General features: G+C 49.9%; 11 protein-coding genes. All 11 read right to left on the reverse strand.

The features are described 5' to 3' along the window. Positions 1 to 135: 135 nt before the first annotated feature. The 11 genes from BLS15_RS01600 to BLS15_RS01650 all read right to left on the reverse strand — a co-directional run bounded on the left by BLS15_RS01600 (position 136) and on the right by BLS15_RS01650 (position 11,307). Positions 136 to 1,188 carry a hypothetical protein gene (locus BLS15_RS01600; protein ID WP_254777263.1) on the reverse strand — a complete coding sequence of 351 codons (1,053 nt, stop codon included), beginning with the start codon at positions 1,186 to 1,188 and terminating at the stop codon, positions 136 to 138. A 71-nt stretch (positions 1,189 to 1,259) separates the two neighbouring features. Beyond that, positions 1,260 to 2,099: an ABC transporter permease gene (locus BLS15_RS01605; protein WP_021257588.1), complete on the reverse strand. Its 840-nt coding sequence runs from the start codon at positions 2,097 to 2,099 to the stop codon at positions 1,260 to 1,262. Between the two features lie 7 nt (positions 2,100 to 2,106). After that, on the reverse strand, positions 2,107 to 3,048 hold the full coding sequence (locus tag BLS15_RS01610) for an ABC transporter permease (RefSeq protein ID WP_021257589.1): 942 nt from the start codon (positions 3,046 to 3,048) through the stop codon (positions 2,107 to 2,109). Next, the gene (locus BLS15_RS01615; protein ID WP_021257590.1) at positions 3,005 to 4,060 is read right to left on the reverse strand and encodes an ABC transporter ATP-binding protein; all 1,056 of its coding nucleotides are present in this window, start codon (positions 4,058 to 4,060) and stop codon (positions 3,005 to 3,007) included. Before BLS15_RS01615 ends, BLS15_RS01610 begins: the two co-directional genes overlap by 44 nt. Positions 4,061 to 4,087: 27 nt before the next feature. Further along, on the reverse strand, positions 4,088 to 5,263 hold the full coding sequence (locus BLS15_RS01620) for a radical SAM protein (RefSeq protein WP_021257591.1): 1,176 nt from the start codon (positions 5,261 to 5,263) through the stop codon (positions 4,088 to 4,090). Next, complete coding sequence (locus tag BLS15_RS01625) at positions 5,260 to 6,426, reverse strand: hypothetical protein (RefSeq protein WP_231515062.1); 1,167 nt, start codon at positions 6,424 to 6,426, stop codon at positions 5,260 to 5,262. Before BLS15_RS01625 ends, BLS15_RS01620 begins: the two co-directional genes overlap by 4 nt. 31 nt (positions 6,427 to 6,457) lie before the next feature. Continuing rightward, the gene (locus tag BLS15_RS01630) at positions 6,458 to 7,918 is read right to left on the reverse strand and encodes an ATP-grasp domain-containing protein (protein WP_021257593.1); all 1,461 of its coding nucleotides are present in this window, start codon (positions 7,916 to 7,918) and stop codon (positions 6,458 to 6,460) included. Continuing rightward, on the reverse strand, positions 7,911 to 8,174 hold the full coding sequence (locus tag BLS15_RS01635) for an acyl carrier protein (protein ID WP_021257594.1): 264 nt from the start codon (positions 8,172 to 8,174) through the stop codon (positions 7,911 to 7,913). The genes BLS15_RS01630 and BLS15_RS01635 overlap by 8 nt, the downstream gene beginning before the upstream one ends. 220 nt (positions 8,175 to 8,394) lie before the next feature. Beyond that, positions 8,395 to 9,267, reverse strand: coding sequence for a sugar phosphate isomerase/epimerase family protein (locus BLS15_RS01640; protein ID WP_021257595.1), 873 nt, complete (start codon positions 9,265 to 9,267; stop codon positions 8,395 to 8,397). A 50-nt stretch (positions 9,268 to 9,317) separates the two neighbouring features. Then, positions 9,318 to 10,388, reverse strand: coding sequence for a Gfo/Idh/MocA family protein (locus BLS15_RS01645; protein WP_021257596.1), 1,071 nt, complete (start codon positions 10,386 to 10,388; stop codon positions 9,318 to 9,320). A gap of 55 nt (positions 10,389 to 10,443) precedes the next feature. Further along, positions 10,444 to 11,307 carry a sugar phosphate isomerase/epimerase family protein gene (locus BLS15_RS01650; protein WP_028531746.1) on the reverse strand — a complete coding sequence of 288 codons (864 nt, stop codon included), beginning with the start codon at positions 11,305 to 11,307 and terminating at the stop codon, positions 10,444 to 10,446. Positions 11,308 to 11,624: the final 317 nt, after the last annotated feature.

Here is an 11,624-nt window from a genome sequence, read left to right on the forward strand (position 1 = left end):
CATCCTTATCCTATCAATGAATTTAAGGGGCAGCAAATGCTGCCCCTTTTGCATGCTTATTGGTCGTCTGGGACTTGGACTCAACTGCTTGGATTGCCCCTCCGTCATCCTGCATTCATAAGCGGATATTCTGTTCTATCTCCGAAGCTGGGCCTCTCGTCCAAGCTCTACATGACCGCTTGCGAGCCACTCTTGCTCAAGTCTGTACAATTCCGTGCACATCCGATGAACGACCTGACCATCCACACGACCGCTTTGTGCAGCCATTAAGAACACGTTCTTCAACTTATCCGCCCTGCGGGCAATGTCTCGGAGCTGCCGTACCCAAGGATGTTCACTTGACACCAAGGTCTCTACGAAGCAAGAGTAAGCATAACGGGAACCTGCTAGAAATTTGAACGCATGAGAATGACAGTCGTACAGCTCCGTCCATTCTGGGAAGAATTCCGGCTCCGGCTGATTCACCGTCCGGCAGATCATGTCATAGAACGTTGCATCGTCATGAAGCCCTCGCTGCCGCTCTAGGAAACGCTCCATGATCTGCCCCTTACCCGCTGAGTCATTCCGCTCGGGCCGACGTACAAGGAATACCTGTCTATCTTCTAGATGTACATACGGACTATCTACCATTCGACGGAAATCAGTCTCAGATACGAATCCTTCGAATTCGGGATAAGTATCACGCACCCAGTAACCTGCCCCGGCTGTGCAATCGGCCAGCTCAGAGTCTAGGCTAGACGTGCTGGATAGACCCTGAACCCACACCGAATGCACCGATTCTGGATGCCCGTAGAATCCTGGCTTCACATATGGCGACTCACCGCATACGATCCAGAGAAAGGCCGCTTGTTCTGAATAGTCGACGTCTTGCAAAATGGTATCAGCATCTTCATATGTCGCATACTGCACTTCATCATAGGCGACTCCGATTAGCCCCAGTTCGGACGGAACAAGGCACGGGGATTCATACAGCCATGGAAGCTTCTTATTTACATATAAGTGCTCATAAACCGAGCACGTGCTCTCCCACGCATTGTAATACAACAGCTCAACAGGAACTCCCCACTCCTGAAGCGCGATCGATACTTGAACATTCCGACAATCGAGAAAGCCTTGTTCATAGCGCTGTCTTTCTTTCACTTGCATCTGTGCCCGTTCTTGTTCTTGTTCTTGTTCTTGTTCAGACATTCGAATTCACCATCCTTCAGTACTTCCGTCCCTTATGTCCTCCCTATCCTCCATATAATTCCTTTCCTCATCTAGCTTCCAGCGCTGCTATATCCAACTACAGCCCGCTTCCAGCACCATCTCGTTATGAGAAGCAGCAGGAGCGGTGCTGCAATAGCCCACACAATATCCCATGCGGCCAGCTCATGAAGCACAAACTTCGGAGCATAGTTGCTAATTAGAAAAATCGGAATCACGTACACGCCGATACGCTGCAGCCAACGTGGGAAAATATCTAAAGGCATATTGTTCGCGTCCCAAATCGAATGGGCAATCTCGGTCACTGCACCAGTCTGAACGAAACGAAACGCAAGCAGCGCAGGCAGCAGCATGATGCCATACGTGACAAGCAGCGCAGATAACAGCAAGGCGAAGAAGCCGAAGATATTGCCATCCAGCGGCAGATTCGCGCGATGCCAGCCGATGCCGATCATAACCGCACCGGCGATGACATTCGGGATAGGCAGACCAATATCGACATAGCGCAACGACACAAGAAATTGCAGCGATATCGGCTTCGTCAACATCAGATCAAGCGTCCCGTCGCGCACATATTGCTGCAGTCGAATGAAATTCACATAGAACAGTCCCATGTAGAGCCCTGTCATCATCGTATAAGTGCCAATGAACAGCAGAATATGATCTGGCGTCAAGCTTCCGATATGCAGATCGGTCTGATACACAATTAGGATATATAATGCCTTGGCACAGAGGAAGGCGATCTCCACAGCAATGCCCATCCAGAAGTTGAACCGATACTCCATGCTTGCAGCGAGGCAATTTTTCACGAACACACCGTATAAACGCAAGTAACTTCTCGCACCGTCAGCCCAAGAACGACACGAAGATAACGAGTACCAGCTTGTTCTCATCCCCTCTTCAACCTCCCAGCCCGATGTACCGCTTAAGCCCAGCTCTCCAAGCGAGATGTGCTGCTCCGGCAAGCAGAGCGATCCAGCCGCACTGGATAAGCAGTCCCGTCAACGCTTCTCCCTCGCTCAATCGACCGTTCAGCACATTGACCGGGAAGTAAATGGTGTACTTGAACGGGAGCAAATTGAACCATCCATTAAGCGTATCACCGAATACCTCAAGCGGTACGATGCCGCCACTTAGAATTTGTACAAGTAGACCTGTGATCACGAAGAAGTACGAGATCTCTGCAAGACGAAACGCTAAGGCGCATATGGCGTAGGAGAGTAGAAACTGTACAGCTGCCGCAAGCAAAAGCGCAGCAGCAAATAAGGCGATGCGGCTTGAAGACAGCACAGCATGACCATAACGGGAAGCGGCGAACAGTACGGCTGCAACTAAGCCGAGCAGGATACTGTCCGTTACGACGCGGCTTCCTGCATAAGCTGATACCCGATACCAGAAGTAACTAATGGGGCGAATTAAGTAAGCGTTCAGCCCGCCGCACTTAATGTCTTCGGCGATTGTGTGTTCCAGCTGTGTCATGACGAACTTCGCAATAAGACCGGATAGAATCGTATACATGATCATTTGTCCGTAGTCATATCCGTAAAGTGTGTGCTGCTCCGAATTGCGGTACACCGCGCTCCATATCAGAGACTGAATGCCGATCGGAAAGAAGAGACTGATAAGTCCAATCACGAATTGGAACCTATATTCGAGCGATGATTGAAACCCGATCCCGAAGGCTGCAGCATACTTGCCGCCCTTTCGTCGATTGGATGCAGATTCCGCCCTATTGTAGGCTCGATGATTAGGGCCATCCTCATTAGGTGTATCCTGCCTATGTTCATCCTGATTACGGTTATCCTTCTGCTGCATGTCGTTCTGCTCCGGAAGCTTCCCCATCCGTCTCTTCCCCTTCTCGTTCTGCACATTTTGCTTCATATAGTTGTTCGATGACTTCCTCGATTGGAACGTCCTCGACCGTCCAATCCTCAACGAGATCATGATCCAGCAGCAATCTTGCCAGCGGCTTCACCTCATCCGCTGCCACTTCCAATTCAGCCGACATTCCTTGATGCTCCCGCACCACGGCAAGAAGACGAACAAGGTCTTGCAGCTGCTCAGGCGGAACGAATGCAGTAAATCGTACTTTCATTCGCTTGCGCCGTCCGAATGATCCGCTCATCCGCGCAAGCGCCCCGTCATAGGCAATTTCTCCGCTATGAATCACGAGCGCCCTGCTGCATACATGCTCGATGTCACGCATGTAATGGCTTGTTAAGAGGATTGTCGCTTTCTTCTCCTCCTTGTAGGCCTTTAGGAACTGGCGAACATTTTGTTGTGCCGCAAAATCGAGGCCGAGCGTAGGTTCGTCAAGAAACAGCAATTGGGGGCGATGAATCAGCGCTGCAATCATCTCCATTTTCATCCGTTCACCTAGCGATAATCGCCGCACCTGCACACCCAGCAAATGCGCAACGTCTAGCATTTCAGCAAGCTCATCCAGCGTTTTGCGGTACTCCAGATCGTCCACGCCATAGATGCATTTGTTCAAATAAATCGATTCATTCGCCGGCAAATCCCACCATAGCTGACTCTTCTGCCCCATGACAATCGCGAAGCGGCGCTTAAACGCTTGCTGGCGCTCCCACGGCACGTAGCCGAGTACACGTGCTTCCCCATCCGTTGGGTGCAAGATACCAGACAACATCTTCAACGTAGTGGTCTTGCCCGCCCCATTCGGACCAATGAATCCGACCGCTTCTCCCTGCTCAATCTCAAATGAGATAGAAGAAACGGCATGACGGTACAATTGTTCCCGATGAAATAAATTCCGAATGGAATGTGTCAGGCCACTCTGCTTGCGGTAATAGGCGAATGTCTTGCTTAGTCCTCTGACCGTAATCGCACTCATGGGAGTCCTTCCCCTTCCCGTCAGCGTTTAAGCGCCATTATTATACAGGAGCACGCACTTCGAACATACCGGCGTTAATCCACAGGACAATACTTCGCGCTGCTTGTTGTAGCTCTCTCCGTGGAAGACTTCTTTCAAACTAGAATCCCGCAAGTCCGCATTTGTGAATTCCGGGAAGAACTTGCATGGATTCACCTTGCCGTTAGGCAGCACATCCATGCGCGTAGATAAGGCCAGACATTCCTTCCGGCGCATGCCCGGACGCTCGGTGCCGAGAATGAACTCACGCACCTCGTCAGCTTCTAATGCAGGTTGAAAACGAATGCGATTATTCCAGACGCGTGTACGCAATTTCTCCATCTCCGCAAGCAGCGGCTCTAAGTTCTCCGGCGACAAATGATACGTGAACGAATGCCAGCTCTTCTTCATCGGATCGTGGGCCGCTTCCAGCCACCCGAAATGCTCGGCAAAGTACGTATCCATTCGCTCTGCAACAGCCTCCGGAATATACCATGGGAAAACAAAATAGACAGAATTGACCCCCACTTCTTCGAAATATTCCATGAACTCATATAGTCGAGTTACCATCGCGTCATTGATCGTCAGGCTGATCGATACATCCCCCTTGAACTCACCCGAGCGCTTCTTATCCAGCAACAGCTGTATAGCCGCCGTTACCTTCTGGAAGATCCCTCGTCCGCGAATCGCATCATTCTCCTCCTCGAATCCTTCCAGACTAGCCAGCAGTGTGACACCCTCCGGCAGCTTGAGCAGCGAATCCAACTTCTGCTCGACCAGCACCGCATTTGTGCAGATCGTCGCAATTCGAGGATCTGCCGCCAGCAGCTCGCACAGTTCATCCAGCTTCGAGTACATGAGCGGCTCGCCGCCCCACAGGAACATGCGCGAGCGGTAAGGTCTCGTTTCTTCAAATATTTTCTCGACTAACGAGAATTCGATTTCTCTCCGTGCTTCCTGACGCTCGAATTCATGATGGTAACCGTCGGGATTCCACTCGAAGCAGTGCTTGCAGCGCAAGTTGCAGCCATTGTTCAATTTAATGCCGATATCCCTTGGCAGATCGAAGGCAAAGGATGGATCCTCCTTCAGACCCCGGCTACCTGTGCTCATATTGTGAAGCGTCTGCTTCAAAGAACGGAACTCTGTCCGTGTTAACGTCGCACTTGTCTTCGGCTGCGTCATGAATACATCCCTCCGAAATCAGATAGTGAAAGCGTTTGGCTTTTTAAATTACAGTGCAGCTCATACAGCATTTCCCAAGAACAATCCGCCTCTAGCCAGCGGTCATAGGAAATGCCGAAGCCGAGCTCTTCCCATAGCTCTGCATTTGCCCGTTCATGTTCGCCAAATGGCTCAAGGAATATCAGCGGGGTTGCAGATGATAGCGAATCGATAAGTGTTCCGCCACCAGGCTTGCTGACGATGGCCAAGCTGTTTCGAATTACCTCATACAGCAGCGGCCCGTTCGTGCCCCGTTCGTAGGTGAGCGGTTCATTCCGTTTCCATTCAGCCATTGGCGGATAAGCTGTATCAATTTGATTGGATAGATTGGTTAGAGTGGTTTGAGTGGTTTGAGCAGCCTGCATAGTCTGATCATACGACAGTGATTCCTCCAGCCACGGGTGCCAATTCGGATCGGTCATATAGATTCGGTCGCACGGCAGCGCATCTAGCACTTCCTCTGAATGGTATGCCACGATGGCAAGTGAGTAATAGCGCTGGATATTCGCAATCTTGCTCCGATAAGTACCGATCCCCCAGCCACCTCCGTGAACGACAATTCGTCTCTCGCGCTCTGGATAGGGAACGAAATCTGCATCCGACATGGTCAACTTGGCATAAAGTTCGCTTGTACCCTCTCTCCCCAGTCTGTACAGCCAATGATGGCGATAGCGGGGATATACATCTTCATATGGACGATAGGACGGCGTATCCACTGTATCCAGTCGTAAGAACTCTGCGCGTATTGGCTCAGGATGCATCATCTTCTCATATCGCTGCAGAACTGGTATCCAGAAGCCTGTCACAGCAAGGAAGGCCGACCTTCCTTCATCTCTCCATCGCTGAAGCAGATTGGCTACGGCCCCTTCATCCAGTGTCAGACCAATATCTCGCGCCATTCGGGTTCCCATCTTAGCTGCCTCGAAGCTATTGTGAAAAAGCTGCTTCGTGCGAATCATGTTGCGGCGTGTCTCCTCAGGGAAGAGGCGCTCCAGCACTTCAGCTTCTGCTGGAATCCCGCGCCGTCTAAGTTGCTCTACAAGTCGAATCCCTGGTACATAAGCACCGAGTGAATTTCCCGAGGTAAGAATGGTAATGGGTGAAGTATTTAGCAGTGTGAACACCTACTTTGCGATCGATGCTGTTCCATCTTATCTATGAATAAATCCGGTAGCCGAATGCCAAAAGCGCTTGATGAAGCTGATTGCCTAACGCCTCACTCCCGGCAGCGTTATCCGCAACAAGTGACACATACCAGCGTCCTGAGCGGTTATGAACAGTTGGTGAGAAGAGAGTGTTCGCAGACAACGGCATCACGCCCGTGCGACGTTCCGGTGTGTATAACAGTTCAATTTCATCCAATTGCATCAACAATTGCTCGAATTGAGTGCTGGAGCTAGACAAATCTTGATCGGCGGTTCCTGCGGTTCTTGCGTCTTCTTCTACCATGCTTGCAGGCCGCATTGTCGATTTCTGCTCCCGTTCAGGGAGCCCAAGCTGGAGACATGTCAAGAAACTGCGCTTCCCCCAGCGTTCCAAGTGGGCGTCTAGGCAATGGTTCAGCATTCCCATGGAATGTCGAGCGTTAATCTCCACTACTGGATACACTTCACCGTTTTCCAGCAGCATAGAGTCAATGCATACGGGCCCGTAATAACCGTCAATATACATCTGAGCGGCCAAACGTTCCATATGTTCGAAGTAACCCGCCTCTGCCAATCGATTCATTAGATGTGTATCCGCTGCATATGAACCGCCATAATTCAGCTGTCTATTCACCATTCGCTGTACCCCGAGCAGTTCCGTCCATCCGTTCGATGCGATATGCAATTGGCAGGAGAAGTCCGCCTGCTTATTCAGCCAAGGTTCAACGATCAACTGTACCTGCTTGCCTGCCCGCTCTTGAGCACGTAGATAATCAGTAAGGCGAGTAAGAAGTGCCGAAGCGTCGACGACTAGATTCCCGCTGCCTGATACCCCGTAGGGATCCTTCAAGATGAGCTTGCCGTGACGGTTAAGCAATTCAGCGCCGATTTGCTGCACGGTATCCGCTCCCTCTGCAAGTCTGCCTGGAGGGTTCAAATCTAACTGCTGTGCAAGACGAAGCGAATATGCCTTCGAATTCACCTGTTTAACGGCTTCCGCATCAGGAATTGCGCCGTCCAGGCCATACTTTTGAACAAACGCCTCCGCAGAGGGAATAACCGCGTAAGCAGCAAGGGGGAGTTCCCGCATCAATCGCTTCCATTTCGGCTCTGTGCATTGCTCCGATACGAGTTGGAATACATCCTTATTTCTCTGCTCGTTCCCGTTCGTCTGAGCGTTGCTGCATGTCAACGAGCGGAAGTAAAATCCTGCATCATGCAAATAGGCAGCTTGCGCCGCATTCCGTGGATGACGGGTCACGGCGAGGCCATCTTCTCCGCACAATGGGAACAGCAGCTCGTCCATATAATCGGCAGCAGCGTGCTCTTGTACTGGCCGAAGCGATGGCAGCTTCGCCAGCTCGGAAGGGCGCCAATAGGCTTCCGCATCGAACATGCCCATGACAAGGCGCGGCCCATCATAGAGTGGCATAGATCTTAGCAGCAGTTCCTCCGGCAGAGGACTACGCATGCAGCTGCACCTCGGCGCCGAGTGATTCGAGAAACCCTAAGAACGCTCGAGTCGTCTGCAAATGCTCGTAATCGAATCGTTCAAAGTCCATTTGCACGTTGAACTGCTCCTCCACCTTCAACATAAGCTGAATCAGTTGAAGAGAATCGAGGCCAACCTCATCGACCAGGTTCGTCTCAGGAGTAAGCTTTATCTCCCAAGAAGCATCTTCTTTCACTTCGCCCACCATGCGTGCCAACTTGTCGATCGCGTGCACATTACCACTCCTATTCTCTGTACAAAATATCGAACTACCCTTCTTACCTTATGTAAAAGCACACATGAAATATGTCAGTCTATTTTTATGACATCGCTTTCATTTCATATTTTTACAGACTACCTTCCTATAAACGAAAGATCGCCCCATGATAGACAAAAGAAAAAAGAGACAGAAGCCGCATAACTTGCGACATCTGTCCCTTCTGAAACTCAAACTATTATCTATAACGCTTAATGAAATCCACAGCCTTGCGGATGTCTACTTCAGGTGTTTCGCCTGCTTCACGCTCAATCGTCAAATAGCCTTTGTAGCCGATATCAACGAGCGCTTGGAAGTAAGCGTCGAAGTCTACCTTGCCTTCGCCAAGCGGAAGCTCTTCAAATGGACCGCTCGTTGCCATTTCCGCAATCTTCTCATGCGACATTGGCTCGAAGCCCAGCATGCCGTATACGGTACGCGGGTCAACCTCACGCAATCTCACGCCATCCTTCACGTGTGTGTGGACGATGTAATCCTTCAGCGTATGTACGCCTTGAACCGGATCATCCCCTGTAACCATGACCATATTCGCAGGGTCGAAGTTGACAGCTACTCCTTTGCCGGACAATGTATCGAGGAAAGACTTCAAATGTGCCGCAGGCTCTGGTCCCGTCTCAATAGCGAAGTGTGCGCCAAGGCTGTTCGCATATTGGCTCAACTCCTCACAAGACTGCTGCATCGCTTCGAAAATATAATTCTGCTCATGCGGCACGATACCGATATGCGTCGTTACCACATTGGTTCCCAGATCAAGTGCCAAGTCCAGAATACGCTTGGACTTCTCCACCTTATCCGGATTCGCCTCCTTGTCTTGGAAGCCGTGTCCGCCCAAGTCACCGCACAGTGCAGATACGTGCAGACCGAGTGATTCGATATAGCTGCGCATTTCTTTGCGCGCTTGAGGCGATAGGTTTGCCGGATCCATTTCTCCGCTAACCGCATAGATTTGGACACCGTCTGCGCCCACTTCCTTAGCTTTCACCAACGCTTCCCGCACAGGAATGCGGAAGCTGTCTGTAATGACTCCGATAGGGTTCGTAATTATCGTCATGAAATTTCACTCCTTCAATTATAGTGGTAGTGCATCGATAGAAGCTTCAATTAGGAATAAACAACTTCTGTCCCTTTGGTGCTAGACTCGTAAATGCCGCACAAAATCTTCATCATTTCTACGCCATCTTCTGCAGGGCAGATCGTCTCTGTGCGACCTTGCACGCAATCGATGAAATGATCGACTTCGCCTTGGAAGCCATTGTTGAAATCAAATGTCAGATGATCAATTTGCGGCGTCATGTTTAAGATCGTGTTATGCTTCTCGCCAATGATCTTCAATTCAGGCTCTACTTCAGCGCCACCCTTGTCGCCGAACAATTTCACATACATATCATCCTTCTGCACATGAAGCGAGAAGCTGCAGTCCACCGCAAGGGATGCACCATTTTCAAAGCGGATAAGCGCATTTGCCATATCCTCAACCGTGTTCACCTTACCACCATCATAATCCGCTGCCTTATAGAAGTCCAAGTGCTCGATGTGGTTGCGATTGCCAAGCTTATAATACGCATTGCCGCTAACTGATTTCACCTTCGGCTTGCCCATCAAGTACCAGCACAGGTCGATTACGTGAACGCCGATATCGATCAATGGGCCGCCGCCGGAACGTTCCTTATCGCTGAACCAGCCGCCTGGGTTGCCAAGACGGCGAATGCAGGATGCCTTCGCATAATAAATCTCGCCAAGCTCGCCTTCGTCAATGAATTTTTTCAATACACGTGTATTCGTGCCATAACGGCGCACATAACCGATTTGCAGCGTCTTGCCGCTCTTCTTCTGTGCTTCTTGTACCGCAAGCGCTTCCTCAACTGTCATGCAAAGCGGCTTCTCTACAAGTACATGCTTGCCTGCTTCGAGCGCTGCAATCGCAATTGGTGCATGGGAATTATTCCATGTACAGATGCTTACTGCATCAATATCTGGATTTTGAAGCAATTCATGATAATCCGTATATACGATCGCATCTGGAGCTTCGTACTTGACTGCCTTCTCCTTCGCGCGTTCCGCATTCAAATCGCACACAGCGATAATTTCCGCTTCACTATTGTTCTTATAGCCATTAAAGTGCATTTCCGAGATCGAACCTGTACCAATAACCGCAACTTTTACTTTACTCATCGATTAGTCCTCCTAATTTTGATCTGTATGTTTCATCCAGAATGATCTGTCGAATTTATACTTCTTCCCAAATGCGGCGAGCATTGTCCATCGCAATCTTCGTGCCTTTAAGGCAGTCTTCCATCCCTTCGAATTCAATGCTGACATAGCCGTCAAATCCAGATGCCTTCACCGCGCGAACGATATCGTAGATTGGCAAGTCTCCTTGACCCACGATTGCACCGCGCAAATAATTGCCATGCAGAGAGCGGAACCAGCCTTGGCCAGGATTGCGATCGGCTGGACGAATATAGAAGTCCTTGAAGTGAACCATCGACGCCAATTCAAGGTTGTTCTTCACGGCAATGAGTGGATTCTCGTCTACACATACGAAGTTGCCTACATCAATGGTCGTTCTGTAGTTGTCGCGATCTACGGCAAGCACGAGACGCTTCACACGCTCGCTAGCTTGCGTATAGAACCCGTGATTCTCCACGCTTGTGACAATGTCATACTGGGCAGCATAATCTGCAATTTCCCGGCATGCTTCGACAAGCTGAGGGAAATCCTGCTCGAAATAAGCAGCACCTGTCTGTTCAAGCGGACGCGATGCCACATCATGACGCATGAACATCACACCAAGGCGATTCGCAACATCAACATGCGACTTCACACGCTCGATTTCACGCTTCAATCCCTCTTCGTCATGACCTGCAAAGTTCGCTCCAATGCAATAATTGGACAACTCAAGCCCAATTCGTTCTGCTGTTGTACGAATCTCTTCTACACGCTCTGGATGGTTGACCAGATCCAAATCCAAATCCACGATTTCTGCGTGATCCGCGCCATTCTCCTTCATCCATTCCAATGCTCCGGATATACTTAGACGTTTGTCCTGCAATGCAGCATACAAACTATAAATGCTAACTCCTAATTTCACAGCAGCCCACTCCATTTCGTCGTTGTGTTCGGTTAAATTTTCAATTCTCCACTTATTTGCAAGCGGTTACAACGAATACTAACTGTCTCCACTACATTATAAAAAAGTTTGTACGCCGCACATTGCACTATAGTCCACAAATATTGGACTTTCTTTCACAGATGCAGTTGAGGATGTGAGATACTCCCATTTGTTTCTCTAATACAGGAATATACAGGGGAAAGGAGACAGAGATGCGGCATCGGCTTTGGCTAGCAATTGCTTCTGCCCAAGACGTTTGTCTCATTTTACAGAATATTTTTGTTTATGTCGGATTC

The sequence above is a fragment of the Paenibacillus sp. cl6col genome (genome assembly GCF_900102125.1).
GTDB lineage: Bacteria > Bacillota > Bacilli > Paenibacillales > Paenibacillaceae > Paenibacillus_B > Paenibacillus_B suaedae.

Excerpts from the sequence above, each read along its gene's own strand:
- BLS15_RS01600 (WP_254777263.1), bottom strand. The coding sequence starts at position 1,188 with ATGTCTGAACAAGAACAAGAACAAGAACAAGAACGGGCACAGATGCAA.
- BLS15_RS01640 (WP_021257595.1), bottom strand. The coding sequence starts at position 9,267 with ATGACGATAATTACGAACCCTATCGGAGTCATTACAGACAGCTTCCGC.
- BLS15_RS01620 (WP_021257591.1), bottom strand. The coding sequence starts at position 5,263 with ATGACGCAGCCGAAGACAAGTGCGACGTTAACACGGACAGAGTTCCGT.
- BLS15_RS01630 (WP_021257593.1), bottom strand. The coding sequence starts at position 7,918 with ATGCGTAGTCCTCTGCCGGAGGAACTGCTGCTAAGATCTATGCCACTC.
- BLS15_RS01610 (WP_021257589.1), bottom strand. The coding sequence starts at position 3,048 with ATGGGGAAGCTTCCGGAGCAGAACGACATGCAGCAGAAGGATAACCGT.
- BLS15_RS01645 (WP_021257596.1), bottom strand. The coding sequence starts at position 10,388 with ATGAGTAAAGTAAAAGTTGCGGTTATTGGTACAGGTTCGATCTCGGAA.
- BLS15_RS01615 (WP_021257590.1), bottom strand. The coding sequence starts at position 4,060 with ATGAGTGCGATTACGGTCAGAGGACTAAGCAAGACATTCGCCTATTAC.
- BLS15_RS01605 (WP_021257588.1), bottom strand. The coding sequence starts at position 2,099 with ATGAGAACAAGCTGGTACTCGTTATCTTCGTGTCGTTCTTGGGCTGAC.